General features: G+C 67.9%; 26 protein-coding genes and 2 pseudogenes. 13 read left to right on the plus strand and 15 right to left on the minus strand.

The window, feature by feature from the left end:
• Positions 1-25 precede the first annotated feature (25 nt).
• The 7 genes from ASE83_RS09515 to ASE83_RS09545 are packed head-to-tail and all read right to left on the minus strand — an operon-like array spanning position 26 to position 6,883.
• Positions 26-454, minus strand: a complete 429-nt coding sequence (locus tag ASE83_RS09515; RefSeq protein ID WP_235513196.1) for a hypothetical protein — start codon at positions 452-454, stop codon at positions 26-28.
• The gene (locus ASE83_RS09520; protein WP_055788688.1) at positions 447-1,775 is read right to left on the minus strand and encodes a FliI/YscN family ATPase; all 1,329 of its coding nucleotides are present in this window, start codon (positions 1,773-1,775) and stop codon (positions 447-449) included. The genes ASE83_RS09515 and ASE83_RS09520 overlap by 8 nt, the downstream gene beginning before the upstream one ends.
• A complete protein-coding gene (locus ASE83_RS09525; RefSeq protein WP_055788691.1) occupies positions 1,775-2,536 on the minus strand; it encodes a FliH/SctL family protein in 762 nt (253 codons plus the stop codon). The genes ASE83_RS09520 and ASE83_RS09525 overlap by 1 nt, the downstream gene beginning before the upstream one ends.
• Entirely contained in the window at positions 2,529-3,536 is a 1,008-nt protein-coding gene (gene fliG / locus ASE83_RS09530) for a flagellar motor switch protein FliG (protein ID WP_055788694.1), read from the minus strand. Before fliG ends, ASE83_RS09525 begins: the two co-directional genes overlap by 8 nt.
• Positions 3,533-5,224: a flagellar basal-body MS-ring/collar protein FliF gene (gene fliF / locus ASE83_RS09535; RefSeq protein ID WP_055788697.1), complete on the minus strand. Its 1,692-nt coding sequence runs from the start codon at positions 5,222-5,224 to the stop codon at positions 3,533-3,535. Before fliF ends, fliG begins: the two co-directional genes overlap by 4 nt.
• A 1-nt stretch (position 5,225) precedes the next feature.
• The gene (fliE, locus tag ASE83_RS09540; RefSeq protein ID WP_055788698.1) at positions 5,226-5,591 is read right to left on the minus strand and encodes a flagellar hook-basal body complex protein FliE; all 366 of its coding nucleotides are present in this window, start codon (positions 5,589-5,591) and stop codon (positions 5,226-5,228) included.
• Positions 5,588-6,883: a sigma 54-interacting transcriptional regulator gene (locus tag ASE83_RS09545; RefSeq protein WP_055789258.1), complete on the minus strand. Its 1,296-nt coding sequence runs from the start codon at positions 6,881-6,883 to the stop codon at positions 5,588-5,590. Before ASE83_RS09545 ends, fliE begins: the two co-directional genes overlap by 4 nt.
• Before the next feature lie 243 nt (positions 6,884-7,126).
• On the opposite strand from ASE83_RS09545, the pseudogene ASE83_RS18945 reads away from it, so the two are divergent.
• Together ASE83_RS18945 and ASE83_RS18950 are read left to right on the plus strand one after the other, a co-directional pair.
• Positions 7,127-7,534 (plus strand): annotated as a pseudogene (locus tag ASE83_RS18945) (flagellin N-terminal helical domain-containing protein); the annotation flags it as partial.
• 1,266 nt (positions 7,535-8,800) lie between these two features.
• Positions 8,801-9,109: pseudogene (locus ASE83_RS18950) on the plus strand (flagellin); the annotation flags it as partial.
• A 603-nt stretch (positions 9,110-9,712) separates the two neighbouring features.
• Here ASE83_RS18950 and fliA read toward each other — a convergent pair.
• The 8 genes from fliA to ASE83_RS09590 form a co-directional block, all read right to left on the minus strand.
• Positions 9,713-10,459, minus strand: coding sequence for an RNA polymerase sigma factor FliA (fliA, locus tag ASE83_RS09555; protein ID WP_055788706.1), 747 nt, complete (start codon positions 10,457-10,459; stop codon positions 9,713-9,715).
• Positions 10,456-12,552, minus strand: coding sequence for a flagellar biosynthesis protein FlhA (gene flhA / locus ASE83_RS09560; RefSeq protein WP_055789259.1), 2,097 nt, complete (start codon positions 12,550-12,552; stop codon positions 10,456-10,458). The genes fliA and flhA overlap by 4 nt, the downstream gene beginning before the upstream one ends.
• Positions 12,552-13,475: a hypothetical protein gene (locus ASE83_RS09565; protein ID WP_055788709.1), complete on the minus strand. Its 924-nt coding sequence runs from the start codon at positions 13,473-13,475 to the stop codon at positions 12,552-12,554. The genes flhA and ASE83_RS09565 overlap by 1 nt, the downstream gene beginning before the upstream one ends.
• A 260-nt stretch (positions 13,476-13,735) precedes the next feature.
• Positions 13,736-14,074 carry a hypothetical protein gene (locus ASE83_RS09570; protein WP_055788713.1) on the minus strand — a complete coding sequence of 113 codons (339 nt, stop codon included), beginning with the start codon at positions 14,072-14,074 and terminating at the stop codon, positions 13,736-13,738.
• Positions 14,061-14,369, minus strand: coding sequence for a flagellar biosynthesis anti-sigma factor FlgM (flgM, locus tag ASE83_RS09575; RefSeq protein ID WP_055788716.1), 309 nt, complete (start codon positions 14,367-14,369; stop codon positions 14,061-14,063). Before flgM ends, ASE83_RS09570 begins: the two co-directional genes overlap by 14 nt.
• Positions 14,370-14,460: 91 nt before the next feature.
• Positions 14,461-14,994 carry a flagella basal body P-ring formation protein FlgA gene (locus ASE83_RS09580; RefSeq protein ID WP_055788719.1) on the minus strand — a complete coding sequence of 178 codons (534 nt, stop codon included), beginning with the start codon at positions 14,992-14,994 and terminating at the stop codon, positions 14,461-14,463.
• Entirely contained in the window at positions 14,991-15,539 is a 549-nt protein-coding gene (locus tag ASE83_RS09585; RefSeq protein ID WP_055788720.1) for a hypothetical protein, read from the minus strand. Before ASE83_RS09585 ends, ASE83_RS09580 begins: the two co-directional genes overlap by 4 nt.
• On the minus strand, positions 15,536-16,189 hold the full coding sequence (locus tag ASE83_RS09590; RefSeq protein WP_055788723.1) for a motility protein A: 654 nt from the start codon (positions 16,187-16,189) through the stop codon (positions 15,536-15,538). Before ASE83_RS09590 ends, ASE83_RS09585 begins: the two co-directional genes overlap by 4 nt.
• Before the next feature lie 191 nt (positions 16,190-16,380).
• Between ASE83_RS09590 and flgB the strand changes: the two genes are divergently transcribed.
• The 11 genes from flgB to flgL are packed head-to-tail and all read left to right on the plus strand — an operon-like array spanning position 16,381 to position 25,347.
• Positions 16,381-16,731, plus strand: coding sequence for a flagellar basal body rod protein FlgB (gene flgB, locus ASE83_RS09595; protein WP_055758458.1), 351 nt, complete (start codon positions 16,381-16,383; stop codon positions 16,729-16,731).
• Positions 16,732-16,747: 16 nt separating this feature from the next.
• Complete coding sequence (gene flgC, locus ASE83_RS09600) at positions 16,748-17,143, plus strand: flagellar basal body rod protein FlgC (RefSeq protein WP_055788726.1); 396 nt, start codon at positions 16,748-16,750, stop codon at positions 17,141-17,143.
• On the plus strand, positions 17,143-17,820 hold the full coding sequence (locus tag ASE83_RS09605; protein ID WP_055788730.1) for a flagellar hook assembly protein FlgD: 678 nt from the start codon (positions 17,143-17,145) through the stop codon (positions 17,818-17,820). Before flgC ends, ASE83_RS09605 begins: the two co-directional genes overlap by 1 nt.
• 41 nt (positions 17,821-17,861) lie before the next feature.
• Entirely contained in the window at positions 17,862-19,160 is a 1,299-nt protein-coding gene (locus ASE83_RS09610; protein WP_055788733.1) for a flagellar hook protein FlgE, read from the plus strand.
• 57 nt (positions 19,161-19,217) lie between these two features.
• Entirely contained in the window at positions 19,218-19,970 is a 753-nt protein-coding gene (locus ASE83_RS09615) for a flagellar basal body rod protein FlgF (protein ID WP_055788737.1), read from the plus strand.
• A 12-nt stretch (positions 19,971-19,982) separates the two neighbouring features.
• Positions 19,983-20,771 (plus strand): flagellar basal-body rod protein FlgG, encoded by a 789-nt coding sequence (gene flgG, locus ASE83_RS09620; protein ID WP_055788740.1) that lies wholly within the window; start codon positions 19,983-19,985, stop codon positions 20,769-20,771.
• Positions 20,752-21,441: a flagellar basal body L-ring protein FlgH gene (locus ASE83_RS09625; protein WP_082443261.1), complete on the plus strand. Its 690-nt coding sequence runs from the start codon at positions 20,752-20,754 to the stop codon at positions 21,439-21,441. The genes flgG and ASE83_RS09625 overlap by 20 nt, the downstream gene beginning before the upstream one ends.
• 9 nt (positions 21,442-21,450) lie before the next feature.
• Positions 21,451-22,545, plus strand: a complete 1,095-nt coding sequence (locus tag ASE83_RS09630) for a flagellar basal body P-ring protein FlgI (RefSeq protein ID WP_055788745.1) — start codon at positions 21,451-21,453, stop codon at positions 22,543-22,545.
• A 2-nt stretch (positions 22,546-22,547) separates the two neighbouring features.
• On the plus strand, positions 22,548-22,901 hold the full coding sequence (locus tag ASE83_RS09635; protein ID WP_055788749.1) for a rod-binding protein: 354 nt from the start codon (positions 22,548-22,550) through the stop codon (positions 22,899-22,901).
• Entirely contained in the window at positions 22,898-24,235 is a 1,338-nt protein-coding gene (gene flgK, locus ASE83_RS09640) for a flagellar hook-associated protein FlgK (protein WP_055788752.1), read from the plus strand. The genes ASE83_RS09635 and flgK overlap by 4 nt, the downstream gene beginning before the upstream one ends.
• A gap of 8 nt (positions 24,236-24,243) precedes the next feature.
• Entirely contained in the window at positions 24,244-25,347 is a 1,104-nt protein-coding gene (gene flgL, locus ASE83_RS09645; RefSeq protein ID WP_055788755.1) for a flagellar hook-associated protein FlgL, read from the plus strand.
• Positions 25,348-25,387: the final 40 nt, after the last annotated feature.

Raw genomic sequence — 25,387 nt, forward strand, 5'->3', positions numbered from 1 at the left:
TCCGTCGAAGCGTTCGACCGGTCGATCAGCAAGGATCGTGCCGATTGAGGCGGCGGACCGGCGGCGCGTTTTCCAGCGCGCGGAGTTCGCGCAGCGCCCGGGCGGCATGGGCGCGCTCCAGCAGCTTTTCGACCGCGCTCTGGTCGCGCTTGGCCGCCATCGTCGCCGATTTGGCGCGGGTCAGCCCGTCATCGGCCTGTAGCACGCGGTGTTCGACGACCCGTGCGGTTGCATGGAGCTTCTCACGATAATGGGCTGCCGCGCCCAGCGTCTGGGCGCTGGCGCTCGGCGTCGGCACCGGCGACACCGCTTGCGCCAGGTTGAGGATACGGTCGCGCAGCGCGATCTCCTCCGCCACGCGGGCGGCGGCGCGCACTTCCTCGGCTTGCGTGAGGTTCAACTGCATGGTGCGCACCCGCAGCACGCGGGCAAGGCGCTTGGCCTTGTCAGACACCGAACACCCCCACCAGCTCGGCGACCGCATCGTCCAGCGACACGACCTCGTCCGAATCCTGCTTCACATATTCCATCACGGCGGGATGCGCGGCCAGCGCACCGTCGATCGCCGCGTCGGTGCCGGGGCGATAGGCCCCCATCAGCACCAGATCGCGATTTTCCTCGTACGTCGCCAGATGCCGGCGCAGCACGCGGGCGGCGGCCAGATGCGGCTTGTCGGCGATGTCGGTCATCACGCGGCTGACCGACGGCCCCAGATCGATCGCGGGATAGACCCCGCGCTCGGCCAGTTGCCGGCTCAGCACGATATGCCCGTCAAGGATCGATCGCGCCGAATCGACCACCGGGTCGCTATTGTCGTCGCCATCGGCCAGCACGGTGTAGATGGCGGTGATCGACCCGCCGGTGCGCACGCACGTGCCCGCCCGTTCGATCAGGCCCGGCAGCATCGCGATGGCGCTGGGCGGGTACCCTCGCGCGGAAGCCGGCTCGCCCAGCGCCAGGCCGATCTCACGCCCGGCATGGGCGACGCGGGTCAGCGAATCGATGATGAGCAGGACCTTCTTGCCCTGTTCGCGGAATGCCTCGGCGATCGCCGTCGCCCGCAGCGCGCCGCGAATGCGCAGCACCGGCGAATGGTTCGCCGGAACGGCGACCACGACCGACCGCGCCCGCGCATCGCCCTTCAGCTTCGTTTCGAGGAAGTCGGACACTTCGCGGCTGCGCTCGCCGATCAGCCCGACGACGATCACATCGGCCTTGGCGGCGCGGACCATCATGCCCAGCAGCACCGACTTGCCGACGCCCGAACCCGCCATGATACCGACGCGCTGGCCCTGGCCGATGGTCAGCAGCCCGTTGATCGCGCGCACGCCGACATCCATCGGTTCGAGCACGCGGCCCCGGTCCAGCGGCGACTGGATGCGCCCGGCCAGCGGCCAGCGTCCCGCGCCCCGGATCGGCCCCTTGCCGTCGATCGGCTTGCCCGCGCCGTCGACCACCCGGCCCAGCATCGCCTCGCCGACCTCGGCCTCGCCCGGCTTGTCGCCCGGCCGCACCAGTGCCCCTGGAAGGAGCGGGGCGGGACCGCCGAGGTTCATCATCAGCGTGCGCCCGTTGCGAAAGCCGATCGCCTCCGCCTCGACGAAGCTCCCGTCGCCGGTGCCGACCTGGCACACGGTCCCGACCGGCAGCGACAGCCCGACCGCCTCCATCAGCAGCCCGTCATAGCTGGCGAGCTTGCCGGCCACGCGCGCGCGCGGGCGGAAATCGGTGGGGGCCAGCGCACCCAGATAGTCATCGGCGAAACGGTTGAGCATCAGCGGGGCACCTGCACGGTTTCGATCGCGGCACCCAGCTGTTCCAGCCACAGCGACGGGCCGTCCTCGACCACGGTCGAAGCGGATTCGAGGATGAAGCCGCCGCGTTCGACATGGGCGTCGACGACCGCGAACACCGCCTTGGGCAGCTTGCCCTCGACCAGCGGCATGTCGGCTTCGTGCATTCGCAGGATCGCCGATTCGGCACCATCGGCCAGCAGGTCGGCGGCGGCGTCGATCCGTTCGATCAGGTGGTTGGCCGACACGCCGACCTCGCCCACAATCTGGCGCACCAGCGTCAGCACCGTCTGGCGCAGCCGTTCGGCCATCGCCTCGCGGTCGATATGGGTCGCGGTGCCCAGCGCCTCGGCCAGCTTTGCCAGCAGCGCATGGTCGCGCGCCGCGTCGGACTGGCTGGCGGCGGCAGCGGCGGCCAGCCCCTCGGCATAGCCCGCCGCATGGGCCTCGGCGACCGGGTCCAGCGCATGGACGCTGTCGTCGACCACCGTGGAGAACGGGTCCCAGCCCTCGGTCGGGTTGGCGTCCGGATCGGCCGGGCGGAAATGCTTCGGACCCGAAGCCTGCGCGGTACCGGCGGCGGCGCCGAAATCCGCCGGGCGCACCGGCACCACGCCGGTCGCCGCGAACGGATCGGGCGCGCCGAATGCACGGGCGAGGATGTCGGCCGCCGCGACATGGCGACTGGCGAAGCCCGCGACGAAACCGTTCGCGGATGCGGGGGCTGCGGCGCTCTCAAACATAATCGTCGTCGCCGCCGCCCATCATGATCGTGCCGTCCTTGCCCAGCTGGCGCGCGACGGTGATGACGCCCTTCTGCGCGTCGAGCACCTCGGCCAGCTTCATCGGCCCGCGGGCTTCCATCTCGTCGCGGATGCCGTCGGCGGCACGCGCCGACATGCAGCCCAGGAACCGGTTGCGCGCATTCTCGTCGACGCCCTTCAGGGCGCGGACCAGCAGGTCGCTGTCGACGTTGCGGATCAGCACGCCCAGATTCTTGTCGTCCATCTCCAGCAAATTGTCGAAGACGAACAGCTGGTCCTCGATCTGGCGGGCGATGTCGCGGTCGATCTTGGCCAGCTTCGGCATGACCCGCGTCTCAGTCGCCTTGCGGCCCGACGACAGGATCTTGGCGGCATCCTTGGCCCCACCCAGCTGCACGCCGGTGCCGCTGGTGCGACCGGTCGACCGGCGCGACAGCATCGACTTCAGCGTGTCGATCGCCTCGGGCGTGATCGGTCCCAGCTTGGCGATGCGGTGCAGGATCTGCGGCTGCGATGCCTCGGGCAGCCCTTCCAGCACCTGCGCGGCGACGGCGGGTTCGAGGTTGGCGAGCAGGACGGCGGCGATCTGCGGATGCTCGTCCTTGATGAGGCTGACGATCTCGGCCGGGTCCATCCAGTCGAGCAGCTCGATCTGGCACGCGGTCTCGACCGGCGTGATCTTGGCCAGCACGCTCTCCGCCTTGTCGGCCCCCAGCGCGCGGTTCATCACCTGTTCGATATGCGGGCGCGGGTCGAAGCCGACCGTGGTGCGCTCGCGGGCCTTTTCGACGAAATCGTCGAGGACCACCGACACCTCGTCCTCGCTGACATCGGCGACGCTGAACATCGCCTTGCCCAGCTGCTGGACCTCTTCGGGTTCCAGCTTCTGCAGGATGGCGGCGGCTTCCTCCTCGCCGACCAGCATCATCAGGACGGCGGCGCGCTCGACGCCGGTCTGGATACGGACGGGGGCGTTCACTGCTTGCCGTCCGACTGGATCATGTCGCGGATGGCCAGGGCGGCGCGCGTCGGATTGTCGCGGGTGAAGCCGCGGACCAGCCCGACCCGGTCGTCATAGTTCTGCGCGGTTTCGAGCATCGCCATGCTGACCGGCTCCGGCCCGGTGGGGGCGGTCAGCGCGGCCTGCGCGGCGGCCTGGGCGGCGGCGGCGCGGGCGGTTTCGGCGGTGGCGTCGGCCTTGCGCTTCTCGTTGATCGCCTTGACCATCGGGCGGACCCCCATGAACAGCACCAGCAGCGCGATGACGAGCGCGGTGCCGTTGCGGGCGGCCAGCGGCACCCAGTCGGCATCGTACCACGGGCGGGCCACATCGGTGGCGACCGCATCGGGCGAGAATTTCCGGCTGATGACCGTCACCGTGTCCTGGCGCTGCTGGTTATAGCCGACCGCCGCCTTCACCAGGTCGTTGATCTGCTGGATTTCGGCCGGGGTGCGGGGCTTGCCCCCTTCGGCTTCGCGCAGCAGCACGGCGACCGACAGGCGGCGGATCGATCCGGGCGCGGCGCGGGTGACCGATACTTCCTTGCCCAGATCATAGGCGCGGTTGAAGTTCTCGCTGGTCTTGACCGGCGGAGTGGCACCCGGCGCGGTTCCGGGCTGGACCGTGGCGCCGGCGGGGCCGGGGGTCGCGGTCGCCAGCGTCGATGCGGCGGGCGGGGTGTTCGACAGCGCGCCGGGGACGCCGCCGGGGGTGGTTTCGCCGGGCGTATTGCCCTGCCACGTCCCCTGTTCGGCGCGGACGACACCCTGCTTGTCATAGCTTTCGCGCGTCGCCTGGCTCTGGTCCAGATCGACATCCGCCTGGATTTCGGCCGAGAAATTGCCGGCGCCCAGCAGCGGGGTCAGCAGCGTGTTGAGCTGCGCGCGGTACTTGTCCTCGATCCGGCGCTGGTAATCGATCCGTTCGTCGCTGAGCGTCGATCCTTCGCTGCCATCGGTCGGCTTGCTCAGCAGCGCGCCCATCTGGTCGATGATCGTCACCTGATCGGCCTTCATCCCCGGCACCGAGGAGGCGACGAGGTTGACGATCGAGCGGACCTGCGCCTGCGTGAGGCTCCGGCCGGGTTCGAGGCGGACGATGACCGATGCGGAGGGCTGCGCATTGTCGCGCACGAAGACCGAGCTTTCGGGCATCGCCAGGTGGACGCGGGCGTCCGCCACCGATTCGATCTCGCCGATCGACTTGGCCAGTTCGGTCTCGCGCGCCTGGCGCAGCCGTTCGCCCTCGACCGCGCGGCTGACGCCCATCGGCAGCTGGTCGAGGATCGCATACCCGCCCGGCGCGGCCTTGGGCAGCCCTTGCCCCGCCAGCAGGATGCGCGCGCGGTGGTAATCGTCCTCGGCGACGGTGATCCCGCCGCTATCGTCCACGCTGCTGGCGATCTTCGCGGCGCCCAGCGCGTCGACGACGGCCTGCTTGTCGCTGTCGGGCAGCTGCGGGAACAGCGTGCGCTGCGGCGGGGTGGCCAGCGCCATCCACGCCATCGCCGCCGCCAGGACCAGCCCGACGATGAAGATCAACGGCAGGCTGCGCTTGACGGCCGGCTGCTTCATCAGCCCGCCGATCTGGGTCAGCGGGTTGGCGAAGCGGGCGGGGGCTGCGGCGGCGGCGGGAACGCCGCCGGTGGTGGCGAGAGCGTTTTCCATATTACACCGGCATACTCATGATGTCCTTGTAGGCGGACAAGAGCTTGTTCCTGACCTGCATCGTGGCTTCGAAGCCGACCGATGCCTGCTGGCGCGCCATCATCACCTTGGCGATGTCCACGGTCTCGCCGCGTTCGTACATCGCCGACAATTCGCTCGCCTTGTTCTGCTGCGCGTTCACGCCCTTCAGCGCGTCGCCCATCGCATCGGCGAAGCTGGTGGGCTTCGCCGGTTCGGCCGGCACCGGGGCGGTCGCGACCTGCGCGTTCGCCTTGGACAGCGCCTGGTTGCGCTCGAGGATCTGGGCGCGCAGCGCCATCACCCGGTCGACGCCCATTGCGCCGCCGACTCCGCCGACGCCGCTCATGCCGATGCCGCCATCGAAGCGGGCAGCGACTGGGGTGCCGCCAGCACTTCGCCGGCCTCACGCGCCTTGGCGAGGCGGTAGCGGAGCGTACGCTCCGAAATGCCCAGCCGCCGGGCGGTTTCGATCCGGTTGCCGCCGCATTCCTCCAGCGTGCGGCGGATCGCCGCGAACTCGTGGATCTGGACGATGTTGGTCAGCGTGCTCGCCACCGGCTCGACCGCGCGGGGTGCGCAGATCGCGGTCGCGGCGGGAACGCTCGCCCGGTCGAACACGATGTCGTGCGCCTCGATCCGGTCGCCCATCCCCAGCAGCAGCGCGCGCTGGATCACATTCTCCAGCTCGCGGGCATTGCCCGGCCAGTCGTGGCGGCCGAGCATCGCCAGCGCCTCGTCCGAAATCCACGGCAGGGTGGCGCGCATCCCGGCATGGCGCACCACCATCGCGGCGGCGAGCGCCGCGACATCGCCCGGCCGGTCGGCCAGCGCGCGGGTGCTCAACGGAAAGACGCTCAGCCGGTAATAGAGATCGGCGCGGAAGCGGCCGGCGGCGACTTCGTCCTGCAAATCGCGGTTGGCGCAGGCGACGACGCGGACATCGATCGCCTCGGCCTGGGTCGCGCCGATCGGCACGACCTCGCGCTCCTGCAGCACGCGCAGCAGCTTGGCCTGGAGCGGCAGCGGCAGCTCGGCGATCTCGTCCAGCAGCAGCGTGCCGCCATGCGCCGCGCGGAAAAAGCCTTCGCCCGCCGCACCCGCGCCGGTGAACGCGCCCTTCACATGGCCGAACAGCATCGCCTCCAGCATGGTTTCGGGCAGGGCGGCGCAGTTGATCGCGATGAACGGACCGTCGGCGCGGGCGCTTTCGGCGTGGATGGTGCGAGCCAGCACTTCCTTGCCGGTGCCGGTCGGGCCGTTGACCAGCACGGTGATGTCGGCGGCGGCGACGCGGCGGGCCAGCGCCTGCAGCGCCAGGCTTTCCGGATCGGCGGCGACCGCCTCGTGCCGGCCGCACAGCAGCGCCGCGGCAAAGGCATGGGCCAGTTCGGTGTCGGCATGGGAATAGGACAGGCGGGCGGGACGACCATCGGCGAACGGCGTCGCCGATGCCGGACCATCGGCCAGCACCAGCGTGCGCGCCGCGATCGGCGGCACTTCGCCTTCCATGATGAGGAACACGTCGGTCGGCCCCGGCTTCTGCCCGGCATTGGCAAGGGCGAAGCCCTGCGCGCGCAGCGACGAGACCAGCGTGAACTTCGACGCGAGCACGGCAGCGGATGGATAGATCGAGCGCATGGTCTTGGACATTCCCCCTGAACGGCACCCTTTTGCCGGCAAATGGTTAACGCCCGGTAAAATGACCCCCGATTCGGCTCTGTACTCCGCGTACGTACCCTCGCGCGCGCGAGGCCCCCGAAAATCCGGAACTTTTTTCCTTAACCCGGTCCGCCGCGTGCCGTTTCTCCGGGCAGCAGCTTCGATCCCGATCGCTTCAAGGGGGGACGCGGGGCGCTGGAAGTCAGACTGGAGGACACACCAATGACCGTTATCGGATCCAACATCGGATCGCTCCGCGCCGCCAACGCCTCGTCCGCTGCCAACGACGCGCTGAAGGCGTCGATGGAGCGCCTGTCGACCGGCAAGCGCATCAATTCGGCCAAGGACGACGCCGCCGGCCTCGCCATCGCCAGCCGCATGACCAGCCAGATCAAGACGATGGCAGTCGCTGCGCGCAACGCGAACGACGGCATCTCGATGGCGCAGACCGCCGAAGGCGCGCTGGGCGAAGTCACCAACATGCTGCAGCGCATGAAGGAACTCGCCGGCCAGGCCGCCAACGGCACGCTGGGCGCCTCGGAGCGCAAGTCGCTCCAGTCGGAAGTCGGCCAGCTGACCGCGCAGATCAACGACATCTCGACCAAGACCAACTTCAACGGCATCAACCTGCTCGACGGCACGGTGAAGTCGGTGAACCTGCAGACCGGTGCTCAGTCGGGCCAGACCACCTCGGTGGCACTCGCCAACACCTCGGCCACCGCGCTCGGCCTGAACGGCTATCGCGTCGAAGGCCAGGCGACCACCGGCCGCATCAGTTCGGCGACCGTCGCCGTCACTGACATCCAGCTGAACGGCAAGAACGCACTCGGCACGGCACTGACCACCGCCACCGCCGAAACCGCCGCCGCCAGCATCAATGCGAACACCGGCCAGACCGGCGTGTCGGCGACCGCCTACAACACCCTGTCGGGCGGCCCGATCGCTTCGGGCGGCGTGACCAGCGCGACCGGCTTCTCGATCGCGGTCGGTGGCGGCACCGCCGTCAACATCACCGGCGCCAACGGCCAGGAACTGGTCGACAAGATCAACCGCGACGTGGGCGGCATCAGCGCGCAGCTCGACAGCGAAGGCAAGATCGTCCTGTCGAACGACACCGGCAAGACCATCGTCATCGCCGGTGCCGATGCGGGCAAGGCGGGCTTCACCGCCGGCACCTATGGCGGCTTCGTCGCGCTCAACAGCTCGAACGGCCAGCCGATCGACATCAAGCGCGGCACGACCGGCGACGCAACCGACCTCGCCGGACTCGGCCTGAACGAAACCACGAGCAACAACTCGATCAAGGGGTCCTCGGCGGGTGCCGGCGCGCTCACCACGTCGGACGACGTGAAGATCAACGGCGTCGCCGTGGGCGTGTCGAACGATGCCTCTGCGGCATCGAAGGCTGCGGCGATCAATGCGACCAGCGGACAGAGCGGCGTCACCGCGACCGCGACGACGAAGGCGACCGTGAAGCTCGACGCCGCGCTGCTGGTGGCCGGCAACGACCTCTCGATCAACGGTGCGGTCGTCGCCCTGTCCGACTCGGACGGCACGACCGGCATGTCGATGTCGGACGTGGTCAAGAACATCAATTCGGCGGGCATCAGCGGCCTGGTCGCATCGAGCGACGCGGACGGCAACCTGATCCTGACGTCGTCGACCGGCAACGACATCACGCTGAAGGACGGCCCGACGGCCGCCGGCGCCGGCATGGTGCTGAGCATGCAGGGTGACGACGGCGGCGCCTCGACCGGCACCATCGCCGCCGGCCTGACGCTGCGCGGTCGTGTCGAACTGAAGTCGGACACCGGTGCGGAAGTCCGCGTCGAAGGGTCGGCGGCTTCGCTGCTCAAGGTCGGTCTGGCCGCACAGGGCGGCGCCAAGGACATGATCGGCGGCGCGCTGAACGTCTCGACCCAGGCGAACGCTTCGGTGGCGATGACCGCCATCGACAAGGCGCTCGACAAGGTCTCGTCGATCCGCGGCGATCTGGGTGCGGTGCAGAACCGTCTGCAGGTCACCGTCAACAACCTGACCACCACCTCGTCGAACCTGCAGGAAGCCCGCAGCCGCATCGAAGATACCGACTTCTCGTCGGAATCGACGGCGCTCGCCAAGGCGCAGATCCTCGGCCAGGCCTCGACCGCGATGCTGGCCCAGGCCAACCAGTCGCAGCAGGGCGTGCTGAAGCTGCTCGGCTAATCCCGGCTCCGCCGCCGCCGTTCCCCCTTGATGAAGGCGGTGGCGGCGGAACTCCCGGCGACGGGACCAACCCCCGGCGACCCTCGTGGTCTCCGGGGGTTTCGGCGTTCAGGGACGCGAGAACGGACTCTATATATATAAGGTATCACGCACATCCTCCCCTGCACGGGGAGGGGGACCATGCGCAGCATGGTGGAGGGGGGGCGTCGGTGAACGCTACGCCGGCAACTGGCCGCTCGCGTCGGTTCTGCCCCGATCGTATCCCCGCGAAGGCGGGGATCCAGCGTCCCAAACGCAACGTCGGCATTCAATAACCCTGGACCCCCGCCTGCGCGGAGGTACGGACGTGAGCCGCGATCTTTTGCCACCTCGTACCCCGGCGAAGGCCGGGCAGGGCGGCGACCCTCCGCTTTCCTACAACCGCCTGCCCGCGTTACCATCCGCCTCCCGCTCTTTCTCATCGCCGACCCCACCCGCAACCGACGCGTCGCCACACCCATCGCGCAAACCGCGCACGAGTGTGAACTTCGTGAACTTTGGACGCAAAAACGGGGCCGGACGTTCCGTCCGACCCCGCTCAAATCCTTGAAAACGCGACCGAAGCTACCCGGTGGCCCGTTTCAGCGCCTTTTTCAGCTTCTCATGCGCCGTCTTCTTGATCTGGCAGATGCGCGCCGCGCCGACGCCCAGCACCTGCCCGATCTCCTCGAGGTTCAGTTCCTCGACATAATAAAGCTGGATCACCTGCGCCTCACGTTCGGGCAGCGCGGCGATCGCGGCGATCAACGCCTCGCGCAGCTCGCCTTCGGCCAGCGCCTCGAACGCATCGGGGCCGTCATCCATGAACCACGGCGCCTCGTCGGTATAGACATCGTCGATCGAATCGAACTGCACCGACTGGACATCGGCATAGTCGACGCGCAACCGCCCCAGCGGCACGCCCAGCCGGTCGGCGATCTCGGCCGGCACCGGCGCACGGCCCAGCTCGACCGTCAGGCCCGACACGGCCTTCGCATAGTCGCGCCGCCGCTTCATCGCGCCGCGGCTGATCGTCGCCTGTCGCCGTAGTTCGTCGATCATCGCCCCGCGCAACCGGGTGCTCAGATATTGTTCGAAGGTGACGGTGCCGCGATCCTCGAACATCGGCACCGCCTCGACCAGTGCGACCAGTCCCACCTGCACGAGGTCCTCGACATCGACCATCGTGCTCATATGGCCATGGACGTGCCACGCGATGCGGCGGACCAGCGGCAGGTGGCGGCGGACGATTGCGTCGCCGTCGTTCGGCCGGGCGTGCCGGGTATAGACCGGCGTGCTCAGCTCGGGCTGGGGAAAGAAGGGGGCGTTCATGCTGCGATGGCCTCCGGGGCGCCGATGACGGCGACGACTTCGACTGCCTTGTCCTCGGGAACTTCGAAGAAGCTCATGACCGGGGTGTCGGGCAGGTAGGTTCTGATAAGCTTGCGGATCGCGACGCGGATCGATGGCTGCACGACCAGCGCGAACGGCTTGGCCTCGGCCATCAGCGGCTGCGCGGCATGGGTCAGCGCGTCGACGATGCGCCGGCCGAGATCAGGCTCGATCGCATGGCGGCGCGACGGATCGTTGCGCATCGCCTGCCCCAGCAGCGCCTCCAGCTGGCCCTCCAGCGTCATCACGCGCAGCGGCTCGCGCACCCCGCACAGCTTCTGGATGATGAGCGCGCCCAGCTCCGGCCGGATCAGCTCGACGATCTCGTCGGCATCCTGCGTCCGCTGGGCGACCACGACGATCGCGGCGGCGATGCGGCGGAATTCCTTGAGCGTGATATTCTCGGCCAGCAGCGCGCGCAGCACCTGCGTCAGCGTGGTGAGCGACAGCGGGGCGGGGCACAGCGCGGCGACCAGATTGGCGGCGCGGTCCTTGAGGCCGTCGAGCAGCGACTGCACCTCGTCCGGACCCAGCAGCTCGGTCGCGTTGACGGTCAGCACATGGTTCAGGTGGGTGGCGATGACGGTCCCGGCATCGACCACCAGATAGCCCGCACCGGTCGCCGCATCGGCGTCGCCCGGCTGGATCCAAACGGCGTCGAGGCCGAAGGTCGGGTCCTTCGCGGTCTTGCCCAACAGCCCGCCCACCGCCTGGCCGGTGTCGAGCGCCAGCATTTCGGTCGCCGACGCCATGTCCTCGCCGACGACCACGCCGCCGATCGAGATGCGATAGGTATAGGGGGCCAGGTTGATGTCGTCGCGCACCTTCACCTGCGGCACGACGAAGCCCAGTTCCTTGGACAACTGGCGGCGGACCCCGGTGATCCGGCTCATCAACGGCGCGCCCTTGCGCTCGTCGACCAGCGGGACCAGGCCGTAGCCGATGTCCAGCATGATGTGGCAGGTGTCGGCCACTTCCTCCCAGCCGATCTTGGACAGGTCGGCGGCCTCGGGCAGTGCTTCGACCGGCGGCGGGGGCGCAGGCGCGCTCTTCTGCTTGGCGAGCTTCCACGAGGCGAAACCGGCGATGCCGGCGGCGGGCGCCAGCACCAGGAACGGCATCCCCGGCAGCATCGCCAGCAGGCCGAGGATGCCGGCGACCGGCGCCCAGGTGCGGTGCGACGCGAACTGCGATCCGATCTGCCCGGCGAGGTCCTGTTGCGAGGTCGAGGTGACGCGGGTGACGATGGCGGCGGCGGCGATCGACAGCAGCAGCGAAGGCACCTGCGCGACCAGCGCGTCGCCGATGGCGAGCAGGACATAGGTCTGCGCGGCTTCGCCGACCGCCATCTGGTGGCTGACGACGCCCAGGATCAGGCCACCGACGATGTTGATCGCAAGGATCAGCAGGCCGGCGACCGCGTCGCCCTTCACGAACTTCGACGAACCGTCCATCGCGCCGTAGAAATCGGCCTCGGCGCCGGTCTCGATCCGCTTGTTGCGGGCTTCGTCGGGGGTGATGAGGCCGGCGTTCAGGTCGGCGTCGATCGCCATCTGCTTGCCGGGCAGCGCGTCGAGGGTGAAGCGCGCCGACACTTCGGACACGCGGCCCGCGCCCTTGGTCACCACGATCATGTTGATGATGATGAGGATCGAGAAGACGAAGAGGCCGACGACATAGTCGCCGCCGATCAGGAAGGTGCCGAACGCCTCGATGACATGGCCCGCCGCCGCTTCGCCTTCATGCCCGTGCACCAGCACGACGCGAGTCGACGCGACGTTCAGGCCGAGGCGGAACAGCGTCGCGAACAGCAGGACCGTCGGAAAGGCGGAGAAGTCGAGCGGCTTCTGCGCATTGAGCGCGACCATTAACACCGCGATCGAGATCATGATGTTCATGACGAAGAAGATGTCGAGCATGAACGCCGGGATCGGCACGACCATCAGCAGCACGAGCAGCAGGATCGCGCCCGGCAGCGCCGACTGGCGCAGCGCGGGCAGGATGGTCTTCGGATTGCTCAGGATCGCCTGCATCATGCGTTCCCCAGATTGGCGAGGATCGAATAGGCGAGCCGCGCCGATTCAGGGGTCGGGCGATAGAGCGAGGCCATCTGCATCGGGTTCGCGGTCGCATCGCCGCCGCTGCGGCTGCGCACGACGTTCAGATTGGCCAGCGTCGTCGTCAGCCAAGCCTCGTCGCCGCCCTGGGCCTCGTTGCCCATGATGACGTCGCCGTCGAAGCCGTTCATCATCACCGCCGGCTGCATCCGGTTGACCGGAAAGCCCCCGAGCACGCCGTTCAGCGTATCGCCCATGTCGACGCCGCTGCCGCCGCCGGCCTTCGCGCCGCGGTCCAGCTTGGTCGCCATCTTGTCGTAGATTTCGGCGAGCGAGCGCGGCTGGCCGCCGGCATCGTAGAAGATCGAGCGGTTGGCGCGGGCGGCGGCGGGGAACATGGCGGCGGCCGAGCGGTCCGGGTTGCTCTGCATCGTCGTCAGGAAATGGCGCGCACCGCCCAGCCCCAGGAAATGCGCCATGTACAGGTCGGTGCCGGTCGCGCTGCGGCCCAGCGCATTTTCCAGCGCGCCCTTGTTGTCGGCGGCGTGTTCGGCGGCCATCAGCGACGACGCCTGCGGGTCGTTGCGCAGTTGCAGGATGGCGCGACGCGTGGCCGGGTCGGCGACATAATAGCGGCCGTTGCCGCCCTGGCGGATGCTGTCGGCGGCCCATTGCATACCGTGTTCGGCGCCGTGCGCCTTCACCACGCCCAGCCAGCTCTGTTCGACGAACTGGTAGAGGCCGGTTGCCGACGACGTGCCGGCGCGGGCGTTGGTCTGCAGGCCGCTTTCGACTTGTGCCTGGCCCAGCAGGTAATTGAAATCGACACCGGTCCTGGCGCTCGCCTTCGCGATCGCGCTGTGGACATAGGATCGGGCTTCTACCGGAACGACACTCATCGGGCTGTACTTCGCTTCCCCTGTTCAGGAGGGAGTACAGCAAGCAGCGTGCCAGTTTTGGTTTCGGGAACGGCGAATATCCCGCACCGTTCGTGCTGCGTAGGGGCTGAGCCCTTCGATTGCCTGCGGCAGGCGCTCAGGACAGGCTTCGGTGCTGTGCACCGAAGTCGAAGACCCGTATCGAAGTACCTGCCCCAAACGGTCCTTCGATACGCCATTTCGACAAGCTCAATGGCTACTCAGGACGAACGGGGAGGGAGTTACCGATACGCCGCCGCAGCCATGCGCTGCGGGGTGGCGGCAATGCCTGGCCGGTATGCCGGCAATCCCCCGCCGGCCAGCTGGTCGATCCGCCGGCGGACATTGGCCGCCATCAGATTGACGTAGATGCGGGCGGTTTCGTTCAGCCGCTGCGCCTCGCGCGCCAGCGTTTCCAGTTCGGCGTCCAGCGGCAGGTCGTCATTGGCGGCGATCGCCTCGATCCCCTGCAGCTTCATCGCGGTGGCGGTTTCCAGCGCGGTCACATCGTTGGTCTGCAACGCCGCGATCTCGGCGTGCAGGCTGTCGATGATCTGGATCAGCGCATCACGCCGGTTCATTGCTGTTCCAATCGAGTTTCAGGGCGATGAGCCGGTCGGCAATGGTCGCGGGGGACAAAGGGAAGCGTCCTTCGGAAATCGCCTTGCGGATCGTCGCGACGCGGTCGGTATCGACCGGCGGCGACGACGCCATCGCCTGTGCGGTGGTCCCGCCCGACAGCAAGGCGACGCCGCTCTTGGGTGCGCCCGTGTCCTGCGGGGCCGATGCCGTTTCGGCGCGTGTCTGCCCCTCGGTCCGCGCGACACCGCGCCCACCGATCGACGTAACCAGCCTTGATCCGACAGAATCCACCATGTCCCCGTCCTTCGCGAACTGCTGACATCAGGAGAAACGGCGGCACCGGCGACTTCTTTAGCAAAAATTACTGAGGGGTTATTTTTTTGATTCAGCCGGTGAAGCCGGGCAGGGCGGCCCGACCCGATTCCAATGCGATTGCCTGGATCGGTGGCTTGGCCGGATCGACCTTCACCATCAGACGCCCGCCGACCGGGGCGTCGCCCATCGCCACGCCGTCACGGGTGATCGAGAAACCGGGCGCGCCGGCCTCCACCATGATCGGGTCGCCTCGCCGGATGACCGGTTCGGCCTTGACCGGTGCCACGGCGGCGACCGGTGCGGGGGCAGGGCGTTCGGGCTGGACGCGGGTCAGGCGGCGGACCGGGACATAGACTTTCCATGTCGGCGCCATGCAGCTGATGACGACCGCGTCCTGCCGGTCGGACAGCCAGCCGAACTGCGGCATCGGGCAGCGCGCCAGCTTCAGCCGGGGATCGACCGGCATCTGCGCGCCGCCGTCCATGCCGATGCTGGCGCCGGTGAACTGCACCACCGCCTCGTCGAGCTGGGCGGTCGATTGAAAGCTCTGCGCGGCGGCGGGGACCGCGACCAGCAGCGCGGCGAGCAAGGGATAGCGGATCATTTCTCTGCTCCATCGGCAGGGGCGGCAAGCGGGGCTTGCCGGTCGGCAACGGCTTGCCGCTCACCGGCAAAGCCCAGGTCGATAAAGACGCCGCGCCCACCGGTTCCCGGCGGGGCGAAGGCGATCTGTGCGGGGGTCGCGGCCCCTTCGCGCACCAGCAGGGCGGCGACGGCGCGGGCGCGATCGGTGGCAAGGATCGCGGCGCTGCCGGTCGCGGGATCGACGTCACCCTGCGTCCCGCCGGTCAGCGTGACGGCGATGCGCCGGTCGGCGGCGGCGCCACGCACGAATTCGACGCTGTTGCTCGTGCCGGCGGGCAGGGCGGCGGACCCCGGCGCAAAGCCGTCGATCACCGCCCGGTCGACCGTCATCGGGATCGGTTCGGCATCGAAGCCGGCGCGGATGCCGGCGGTCAGCGCGCGCCGGTCGACGGCCTGCGCCGCCTGCAGGAACACGAAGAACCCGACCAGCAACAGGGACAGGTCGGCAAGGGTGGTCAGCCATAGCGGGCGACCGGGGGCGGTGTCGAAACGTCGGATTCTCATTCTGCGGCCTCCCGGAATTGTGGACGTTCGCGCCGTGCGAGCGCGACCAAAGGTGCCTCGAAACGGGCACGTTCGAATGCTTCGGCACGCGCCAGTCGACGCAGCCGCCCGGCGATCGGCATCCCGACCAGCGCGGCCAGCACCGCGCCGTACAATGTCGACAGCAATGCGATCGCCATCGCCTGTCCGATCGCGGTCGGATCGGTCATCGCCATGAACATCCGCACCAGTCCGACCAGCGTGCCGATCATGCCCAGCGCCGGGGCAAGCTCGGCGAGCGCGGTCCACAGGTCGGCGGCGGCCAGATGGCGTTCGGCGCGGGCTTCGTTGCGATGGCGCAGCGTCGCGGCCACGCCGTCCGGCCCGGTCCCGTCGACGATCGCGGCGATCGCATCGGCGATGTCGGGATCGGCGATCCGCGACCGGTCGAGCGTCATCACGCCGTGCCGTTTGGCGATACGCCCCAGCTTGGCGATCTGGTCCAGCCCGTCCTCGGCCGAAAAGGGTCGGCGGGCGAGCGTACCGAGCGCACGGATCGCACGGGCGAGGTCGCCCGGCGGGGTGCGGATCAGCAACGCGAACGCGGTGCCGCCGACCACGAAGGCGGCGGCGACCGGGTCGGCATAGGGGGCGAGCACGGCAGCATCCATGCCCGCTTCCCTGCAAACACGGTGCCAGTTTCACGGCGGCAATCCCTTGCCGGACGCGGTTGCCGATTGCCGGTGGGCGGCGGCAATCGGCGGGTTTTGCATATTGGCGACGGGTTTTGGCGAAACTGGCACGCCCTTTGCTGTGATCCTGCGTGACGCGCATCCGGCGCGCCGACCTTGGGAACCGTCCGATGGCCGACAATGCTCTGTTCGGGATACACGGCACCGCGCTGCAGGTGCGGGCGCAGCGCATGGGGATGCTCGCATCGAACATCGCCAATGCCTCGACGCCCGGCTTCAAGGCGAAGGACGTCGACTTCCGCGCGGCGCTGGCCGGCGTGGAGCAGGGCGGCAATGTCGATCGCTCGATCGACAGCAACACGCTCTATCGCCGTCCGCTGCAACCCTCGCTCGACGGCAACACCGTCGAACTGGTCACCGAACAGACCGCCTTTGCCGAGAATGCCGTGGCGTATCAGACGACGCTGGCGTTCCTGAACGGGCGCATCTCCACCATCACCCGCGCGCTGAAGGGGGAATAAGCCCGTGCCCGCACCCATGAGCATCTTCGAAGTATCCGGCCGCGCCATGTCTGCGCAGCTGATCCGGATGAACACCACCGCGTCGAACCTCGCCAATGCCGGCGCGGTGTCGACGACCGAGGCGGGCGCCTATCGCACGATGAAGCCGGTGTTCCGCACCAGCTTCGACGCGGCCAGCGGCCTGGCCACGGTCGACGCGGCACAGGTGGTGACGGCGGGCGAGGCTCCGTCCAAGCGGCACGACCCCGGCAACCCGCTGGCCGACGCCGAAGGGAATGTGTGGGACGCCGCCGTCGATGAACCGCGCGAGCTGGTCGACATGCTCGATGCCGCCCGCACCTATCAGAACAATGTCGAAGTGATGTCGACCGCCAAGTCGCTCATCACCGAAACCCTCCGCCTGGGACGCTGATGATGGCCACGACCGCAGTACAGAATATTCCGACGGTAAAGGCCGCCAACGACGCCGCGGCCAAGGCGAAGCTCGGCCAGCGCTCGCTGGGGCAGGATGATTTCCTGCGCCTGATGACCGCGCAGCTGCAATATCAGGACCCGTTCAACCCGACCGACAACGGCCAGATGGTCGCGCAGATGGCGCAGATGTCGTCGCTGTCGGGCATCACCGAAATGAGCTCGACGCTAAAGACGCTGTCCGCCCGCCTGGCCGGCAGCGGGACGAGCGATGCGGTGTCGTGGATCGGCAAGGCGGTGCTGACCGACAGCGCGACCGCGACCGCCGACAGCAAGGGCAACGTCACCGGCGCGGTCGAACTCGACAAGGACGCCGCGCAGGTGAAGGTCGAGATCCGCGATGCCAACGGCAACCTCGCCCGCGCCGTCTCGCTTGGGAGCCAGCCCGCCGGCATGGTCGATTACCAGTGGGACGGAAAGACCGACGCGGGCACCGCCGCCGGCGCCGGCCCCTACACCATCAGTGTCGCCGCCAGCGATGCCAGCGGACAGGTAGTGAAGGCCCGCAACCTCGCCTGGGCCGGGGTCGCCTCCGTCATGCCCAATGGCGGCAAACCGATGCTGACCCTGTCGGACGGCCAGCAGGTGCTGGCCGATACCGTTCGCAAGATCGCCTGATTTCCAACCCTTTCATCTGAATTATCGCAGGAGCAAACCGCATGTCGTTCTACACTTCGCTCTCCGGTCTGAAGGCTTCGCAGGTCGACATGGCGTCGATCTCGCACAACCTCGCCAACGTCGGCACCACCGGCTTCAAGAAGAGCCGCGCCGAATTCGCCGACGTGATCGCGTCCAACCTGTCGGTCGCGCCGACGCAGATGGTCGGGTCGGGTACCGTGGTGAAGGGCAACCGCCAGCAGTTCGGCGAAGGCAACCTCGTCCAGTCGTCCTCGTCGCTCGACATCGCGATCGCCGGCGACGGCTTCCTCGCGCTGAAGCAGGACCCGACCAAGGACGGCCTGACCTTCACCCGCAACGGCTCGCTGCGCGTCGATTCGAACCAGTTCGTCACCGATGCGCAGGGCGCGCGGTTGCAGGTCTATCCGGTCGACGGGTCGGGTAACGTTGTCGCCACGACCCGCGCGTCGCTTACCGATCTCGTGCTGGCGGGGACGTCGGGTAAGCCGGAAGGTACCGAGAACGTCACGCTGGGCACGAACATGAACGCCCGCTCGGTCGTGCCGTCGACCGCTGCGTTCAGCCGGTTCGATGCGACCAGCTACAATGAATCGATCGCCACTACCGTCTATGACGGTGCGGGCAACCCGATGACCATGACCACCTATCTCAAGCGGACGACCGCGCCGAACGCCGATCCGACGAACCTGTCGAGCACCTGGGAAGCCTATAGCTTCGTCGGCGATCAGCAGATGACCACCGGCGGCGGTGTGGGCAAGTCGGTGCAGTTCTCGTTCGACGCGACGGGCAAGATCAACGTCGATGCGGGCGGCGCGGCGCAGGCGGTGACGACGACGTTCGATTCGTTCATGCCCGCCAGCGGCATCGCGCAGCAGCAGATCAAGCTGACGCTGCCGACGACGACGGTCGCATCGACCAAGCCGTTCAAGGTCGACACCCAGCAGCAGGACGGCATCGCCGTCGGCCGGTTGCAGGGCGTGACGATCAACGAAAAGGGCATCGTCACCGCCAGCTATTCGAACGGCGATACCAAGGCGCTGGGCCAGGTCGCGATCGTCAACTTCTCGAACTCGGCGGGTCTTCGCCAGATGGGCAACAGCAACTGGCAGGCGACCGGCCTGTCGGGCGACCCCAGCTTCGCCAGCTCGGGCGAAAACGGCGCGGGTTCGCTGATGTCGGGCATGATCGAAGGATCGAACGTCGACATCACCGAGGAACTGGTCAGCCTGATCGCCGCACAGCGCAACTTCCAGGCGAACTCGAAGGCGCTCGATACCTCGAACCAGATCACGCGGTCGATCCTCGACCTGCGGGCGTAACGCATGAAACTGGCATGACCCTTGCTATGTAGCGAGGGTCATTCTTGGGAGGTTTCGATGGACCGGCTGGTCTACACCGCAATGTCGGGGATGCGCGGCCACATGGCGTCGCAGGCGACGATCGCGAACAACATCGCGAACGCCTCGACGATCGGGTATCGCGCGGACAAGGTCGATTTCGAACAGTTGTTGCTGAAGGGCAAGAACGGCGAACTCGAAACCCGCTCGCCCTCTTCCGAAGAGGTGCGCGACATGGACCGCCGGGCCGGTTCGATCCTCGCCACCGGCCGCCCGCTCGACATCGCGATGGAAGGCGACAGCTGGATGGCGGTGCAGGGCCTCGACGGCACCGAAGCCTATACGCGACGCGGCGACCTGCAGGTTTCTGCCGCCGGCACGCTGGAAACCGGCGATCGCTTGCCGGTCATGGGGGCCGCCGGGCCGATCACCGTGCCCCCCTACCAGTCGATCTCCGTCACCGCCGATGGCCGGGTGATGATCGTGCCGCAGGGCGCGGCCCCCGGCACGCCGGACCAGGAAGTCGGCCAGATCAAGCTGGCGAGCACCGCCGGCAGCCAGACGGTCAAGGGCATCGACAACCTGCTGCACGTGCGCGGCGGCGGCGTCCTGCCCGGCGACATGACCGCCAAGGTGCGCTCCGGCTCGCTCGAACAATCGAACGTCAACATGACCCAGGCGCTGGTCGACATGATCGAGAACCAGCGGTCGTACGAAGTGCAGGCGGGCATGTTGAAGCAGGCGAAGGAGATGGATGAATCCTCCGCCAACCTGATGCGCGTCCAGAGTTAAGAGGAAGACACCATGGCCAATGCCGCACTCCACATCGCCCGCACCGGGCTGGACGCGCAGGACACGCGGATGCGTGTCATCTCGAACAACCTGGCGAACGTCAACACGACCGGGTTCAAGCGCGACCGCGCCTCGTTCGAGACGCTGAGCTACCAGATCGTCACCGCACAGGGCGCCGCCTCCACCGCCGAATCGCGCTATGCGACCGGCCTGAACCTCGGCACCGGCGTCAAGGTGCAGGGCACGGCCAGCATTCAGACGCAGGGGTCGCTGTCGTCGACCGGCAACGCGCTCGACGTGGCGCTCGAAGGCGAAGGCTATTTTCAGGTGCAGCTGCCCGGCGGGCAGCTGGGCTATACTCGCGCCGGCAACTTCACCCGCTCGCCCGAAGGGATGCTGGTCACGACCGAAGGCTATCAGGTGATGCCCGGCATCACCCTGCCCGAAGGCGCTACCTCGATCACCATCGGTGGCGACGGCACGGTCAGCGCGACCATCCCGAACCAGACCGAAGCGACGCCGATCGGCCAGATTCAGGTGACGACCTTCGCCAATTCGGCGGGCCTGCAACCGGTCGGCGACAATTTCCTGATCGAAACCGGCGCATCGGGCGCGGCGCAGACCGGCGTCGCCGGTTTGGATGGTCGTGCCCGCATCCGTCAGGGGATGCTGGAAGGATCGAACGTGAACGTCGTCGAGGAACTCGTCGACATGATCGAGACGCAACGCGCCTATGAGGTCAATTCCAAGATGATCTCGGCCACCGACGAAATGCTGAAATATGTCAACCAGAACATCTGAGGCCGCGCGCGCCTTCGCGCTCACCGCGGTCGTGCTGGCGGCAATGCCGGCAAGCGCCCGCCCCCTGTTCGGCAGGAAATTGCCGCCGGAGGATTATTCGGCCTCGCGCGCCACGCCGCCGGTGGCCACGGTCGTCGCGACCGGTGCGATCTTTCAGGCCGACCAGGGCTATGCCGCGCTGTACGAAGGCTGGCGCGCCAAGAAGGTCGGCGACCCGCTGACCATCGTGCTGGTCGAACGCACCAGTGCGTCGAAGTCGGCCGGGTCCAAGCTGGACAGCTCGGGCGGCTTTTCGATCACGCCGCCCTCAGTCGGGCCGCTGTCGTTCGACCCGAACATCGCCAAGGCGTCGGGCGGCCGCAATTTCGGCGGTACGGGCACGGCGGACCAGACCAACGCGCTGTCGGGCGAACTGTCGGTGACCATCGCCGAAGTCTATCCCAACGGCACCATGCTGGTGCAGGGGCGCAAGCAGGTGACGCTCAATCGCGGCGACGAATTCGTCGCGATCAAGGGCATCGTCCGCATGGCCGATGTCGATGCCAACAACCGCGTGCCGTCGACCCGCGTCGCCGATGCCCGCATTTCCTACACCGGCAAGGGCGATGTCGCCCGCGCCAGCCGGCAGGGGTGGCTCAGCCGCTTCTTCCAGGTCGTCAGCCCGTTCTAGGGACAGCCCATGCGCCTCCTGCTCGCTTTCCTTGCCGCCGCCTTCCTGATGGTCCAGCCCGCTGCGGCCGAACGGGTCAAGGACCTCGGCCGCTTCCAGGGCATCCGCTCCAACCAGCTGACCGGCTACGGCATCGTCGTCGGCCTTCCCGGTACGGGTGACGACAATCTCGAATATACCGTGCAGTCGGTGAAGGCGATCACGTCGCGCATGGGGCTGCAACTGCCGCAGGGGATCAACCCGGGCCTGAAGAACGCGGCGGTGGTGATGATTACCGCCGAACTGCCCGCCTTTGCCAAGCCCGGCCAGCGGATCGACGTCACCGTCGCCTCGATGGGCAAGGCCAAGAGCCTGCGCGGTGGCGCGCTGGTGATGACCCCACTGATGGGTGCCGACGGACAGATATATGCGATGGCGCAGGGCAACCTGGCGGTCGGCGGTCTGGGTGCCGAGGGTGCCGATGGGTCGAAGATCGTCGTCAACATCCCGTCCGCCGGCCGCATTCCCGATGGGGCGACGGTCGAACGTACGGTCGACACCGGCTTCGCCACCGCGCCCACGCTGACCTTCAACCTCGCCCAGGCCGATTTCACCACGGCGCAGAATGTCGCGGGGGCGATCAACCGTCGCTTCGGCGCCGGCACCGCAACCGCGATCGACGCGGTATCGGTGGCGATGCGTGCGGCGCCGGGAGCCGATACCCGCTCGATGCTGATGAGCGAGGTCGAGAACCTCGCCGTCGAATCCGCCGAAACCGCCGCGCGCGTCATCGTCAACGCCCGTACCGGCACCGTCGTCATCAACTCGGCGGTGCGCGTGTCTCCCTCGGCCGTGACCCATGGCAAGCTGACCGTGAAGATCGACGAGAACCAGCGCGTCAGCCAGCCCGCGCCCTTGAGTCAGGGCCAGACCGCCGTCGAACAGAAGAGTGGCGTGACGATCGAGCAGGAGGTGAAGCCGATGTTCGTCCTGGCACCCGGTCCCAAGCTCGCCGATGTGGTAAAGGCGATCAACGCGATCGGCGCGTCGCCGGCCGATCTGGTCGCCATCCTTGAGGCGCTGAAGGAATCGGGCGCGCTCAAGGCCGAGCTGGTGGTCCTGTGAGCATGATCGGCGCGACGACCGGCATCGGGGTCGACACCAGCCGCACCGGCACCAAGGAGAATCTGAAGGCCGCCGGCCAGCGGTTCGAAGCGGTCTTCACCGGCATGATGCTGAAATCGATGCGCCAGGCGAAGCTGGCGGACGGCCTGTTCGAAAACAAGGCCGCCGGCCAGTTCCGCGACATGTGGGATCAGAAGCTGGCCGAGAACATGGCCGTCACGACCCCCATGGGCATCGGCAAGGCGATGACCGAGTTCCTGGCGAAGGCGCAGAAGGTTAACGAGGCGGAAACCGCCAATTCGGCGCAAGCTGCGCCGCAACCTGCCGTTAACTCCTCCGAAGGGAAGAGCGGATGAGCGACCTGCTGTCGATCGGCGCGAGCGGGGTCAGGGCCTATCAGTCGGCGCTGACCACCACGTCGGATAACATCGCGAATGCCGGCACCCCCGGCTATGTCCGTCGCACGACCTCGCTCGCCGAGATCGGCGTCGGATCGTCGGTCCAGCTGACCGGCAGCGGCGTGACCGTTGCCGGCATTTCGCGTTCCGCCGACATGTTCCGGTCGGCCGATGTTCGGCAGACGACGTCCGACGTATCGCGCAGCGATGGCGGCATCGTGTGGATGGAACGGATCGAGGATGCGCTGGGCAGCCGCGCGCTGACGACGCGGATGACCGCCTTCTTCAACGCGGCGACCACCCTGTCGGCCGATCCGTCGGCGGACGCGCCGCGCCGGGCGATGCTGGAGGAGGCGGAGAGCGTCGCCCAGTCGTTTTCGGGCACGATCAAGGCGCTCGACGATGCGTCGGTCAATCTTGACCAGACCGCCGCCAATGCCGCGGAAAAGATTTCGAACAATGCCGCATCGCTCGCCCGGATCAACGATGGTCTGGCGCGCGTCGCGCGGGGATCGGTCGGCGAGGCGCAATTGCTCGACCAGCGCGACCGGATGCTCGACGAGTTGAGCGAGATGATCGACATCGACGTCCAGTTCGACCCGGTCGGCCGGGTGACGGTGCGCGCCGGTGCGGGCGATACCCCGCCGCTGGTCCACGGCATCCAGGCGTCGACCGTGCGCGTGTGGCGCGACGAGAACAGCAAGCTGCCGGTGTTCGCCGAGATGCGCGACGGCAAGGAAACCGTCCTCACCCCGCGCGGCGGAACGACGGCGGGGATGATCGACGGGGCGCAGCGCATCAACGAGATGCGCGACAATGTCGCGACGCTCGCTTCGCAGTTCGTAACGGGGGTCAACGCGGCGTTCGCCGCCGGCGAGGATGCCGATGGCAATACCGGTGCGGGCAACGCGATGTTCGCGATCGATGCCAATGGCCGCGTCACGCGCGCGTTCGACGACCCGCGCAAGATTGCGGCGGCGAAGATCGGCAAGGGACCGCGCGACAGCGGCAACCTGGCCGTACTGGCCGAAGCGCGGCGGACCGGCGCGTTCGAGACGAAGGTGGTCGCACTGCAATCGAGCAATGGTTCGGCCCTTGCCGCGCGCAAGACCGTTTCCGACGCGCAGGGCGCGATCCGCGATTCGGCGGTCGATGCGCGCGACATGTCGGCCGGCGTCAATCTAGATCAGGAAGCGGTCAACCTGATGAAGTTCCAGCAGGCGTATCAGGCGTCGAGCCGCGTGATCCAGGTCGCGCGCGAGACGTTCGACGCGATTCTCGCGATCCGATAGGACGTATCATGCAGATTTCCACCGCCAGCTTCTACAACCGGTCCGCCGCGCAGATGTCGCGGCTGAACGCCGATCTGAACCGCTATCAGACCGAGATGACGACCAAGAAGCTGAACGTCGCGTCGCAGGATTCGACCGCATGGATGATGCTGGGCGGGATCAAGAAGGACGACGCGGATGCAAAGGCGTTCAGCGCCAACATCACCCTGTCGCGTGGGCTTCTGGCGCAGGCCGACACGGCGCTTGGCAATGTCGACGACCGGCTGGTGCGGGTGCGCGAACTGGCGACCCGCGCCGCCAACGAAACGCTGAACGACAAGGATCGCACGTCGATTGCAACCGAACTGGGCCAGCTTCGCGAAGGATTGATGGCGCTTGCCAACACCCGCGACGTGCGCGGCCATGCCATCTTCGGCGGGGTCGGCGATGTTGCCTTTGCCAAGGATGCCGACGGCGCGATCAAATATACCGGGATCGACGCCACCGGCGCGACCCTGGTCGATATCGATTCGACCGCGCGGATCCGGATCGGTGATGCGAGCGAGATCCAGGTCGGCATCGACGGCAGCCGCGTCTTCGGCGGTGCCGCCGGCACGACGGATGTCTTCAAGCTGATCGACGACCTGAAGGCGGCAATGGAGATGCCGCTGACCGCGCCGGCCACGACCGGTGGCACGACCGGGACCGGCGGGACCACGGGTGGCACCGGCACCACTGGCGGGACCGGTGGTACGGGCGGCACGACAGGCGGCACTGGCGGGACAGGCGGCACGGGGACGACCGATCCGACGGCGACCACGCCGTTCGACGCGGAGGCCGCGCGCAGCAAATATGCGCTGGCGATCAAGTCCGCGCTGGGCAAGCTCGATTCGGCCGAGGCGCAGATCACGTCGGCGCGCGCCGCCAACGGCGCACGCGCCGCCCGGCTGGAGATCGAATCGAGCCAGCTCGAATCGGTCGGCATCGATCGGGAAGAAGCGCGCAGCTCGCTGGAGGACGTCGATATTCCGACGATGACGGTGCAGTTCCAGAAGACGCTGACCATCCTGAACGCGACGCAGGCGACGATCTCCAAGCTCGCGAACCTGTCGCTCTTCAACTATCTGAAGTGACGGTTTGCGACCGCCTGCACCCCGAATGGGCGTCCGGTAA

The sequence above is a fragment of the Sphingomonas sp. Leaf32 genome, from assembly GCF_001421765.1.
GTDB lineage: Bacteria > Pseudomonadota > Alphaproteobacteria > Sphingomonadales > Sphingomonadaceae > Sphingomonas.

Excerpts from the sequence above, each read along its gene's own strand:
- flgG (WP_055788740.1), top strand. The coding sequence starts at position 19,983 with ATGGCCAATGCCGCACTCCACATCGCCCGCACCGGGCTGGACGCGCAG.
- ASE83_RS09520 (WP_055788688.1), bottom strand. The coding sequence starts at position 1,775 with ATGCTCAACCGTTTCGCCGATGACTATCTGGGTGCGCTGGCCCCCACC.
- ASE83_RS09570 (WP_055788713.1), bottom strand. The coding sequence starts at position 14,074 with ATGAACCGGCGTGATGCGCTGATCCAGATCATCGACAGCCTGCACGCC.
- ASE83_RS09615 (WP_055788737.1), top strand. The coding sequence starts at position 19,218 with ATGGACCGGCTGGTCTACACCGCAATGTCGGGGATGCGCGGCCACATG.
- ASE83_RS09580 (WP_055788719.1), bottom strand. The coding sequence starts at position 14,994 with ATGATCCGCTATCCCTTGCTCGCCGCGCTGCTGGTCGCGGTCCCCGCC.
- flgM (WP_055788716.1), bottom strand. The coding sequence starts at position 14,369 with ATGGTGGATTCTGTCGGATCAAGGCTGGTTACGTCGATCGGTGGGCGC.
- fliA (WP_055788706.1), bottom strand. The coding sequence starts at position 10,459 with ATGAACGCCCCCTTCTTTCCCCAGCCCGAGCTGAGCACGCCGGTCTAT.
- ASE83_RS09590 (WP_055788723.1), bottom strand. The coding sequence starts at position 16,189 with ATGGATGCTGCCGTGCTCGCCCCCTATGCCGACCCGGTCGCCGCCGCC.
- ASE83_RS09635 (WP_055788749.1), top strand. The coding sequence starts at position 22,548 with ATGATCGGCGCGACGACCGGCATCGGGGTCGACACCAGCCGCACCGGC.
- ASE83_RS09565 (WP_055788709.1), bottom strand. The coding sequence starts at position 13,475 with ATGAGTGTCGTTCCGGTAGAAGCCCGATCCTATGTCCACAGCGCGATC.
- flgB (WP_055758458.1), top strand. The coding sequence starts at position 16,381 with ATGGCCGACAATGCTCTGTTCGGGATACACGGCACCGCGCTGCAGGTG.
- flgK (WP_055788752.1), top strand. The coding sequence starts at position 22,898 with ATGAGCGACCTGCTGTCGATCGGCGCGAGCGGGGTCAGGGCCTATCAG.
- fliE (WP_055788698.1), bottom strand. The coding sequence starts at position 5,591 with ATGAGCGGCGTCGGCGGAGTCGGCGGCGCAATGGGCGTCGACCGGGTG.
- flgL (WP_055788755.1), top strand. The coding sequence starts at position 24,244 with ATGCAGATTTCCACCGCCAGCTTCTACAACCGGTCCGCCGCGCAGATG.
- fliF (WP_055788697.1), bottom strand. The coding sequence starts at position 5,224 with ATGGAAAACGCTCTCGCCACCACCGGCGGCGTTCCCGCCGCCGCCGCA.
- ASE83_RS09525 (WP_055788691.1), bottom strand. The coding sequence starts at position 2,536 with ATGTTTGAGAGCGCCGCAGCCCCCGCATCCGCGAACGGTTTCGTCGCG.
- flhA (WP_055789259.1), bottom strand. The coding sequence starts at position 12,552 with ATGCAGGCGATCCTGAGCAATCCGAAGACCATCCTGCCCGCGCTGCGC.
- ASE83_RS09585 (WP_055788720.1), bottom strand. The coding sequence starts at position 15,539 with ATGAGAATCCGACGTTTCGACACCGCCCCCGGTCGCCCGCTATGGCTG.
- ASE83_RS09630 (WP_055788745.1), top strand. The coding sequence starts at position 21,451 with ATGCGCCTCCTGCTCGCTTTCCTTGCCGCCGCCTTCCTGATGGTCCAG.
- ASE83_RS09605 (WP_055788730.1), top strand. The coding sequence starts at position 17,143 with ATGATGGCCACGACCGCAGTACAGAATATTCCGACGGTAAAGGCCGCC.
- flgC (WP_055788726.1), top strand. The coding sequence starts at position 16,748 with ATGAGCATCTTCGAAGTATCCGGCCGCGCCATGTCTGCGCAGCTGATC.
- ASE83_RS09625 (WP_082443261.1), top strand. The coding sequence starts at position 20,752 with ATGTCAACCAGAACATCTGAGGCCGCGCGCGCCTTCGCGCTCACCGCG.
- ASE83_RS09545 (WP_055789258.1), bottom strand. The coding sequence starts at position 6,883 with ATGCGCTCGATCTATCCATCCGCTGCCGTGCTCGCGTCGAAGTTCACG.
- ASE83_RS09610 (WP_055788733.1), top strand. The coding sequence starts at position 17,862 with ATGTCGTTCTACACTTCGCTCTCCGGTCTGAAGGCTTCGCAGGTCGAC.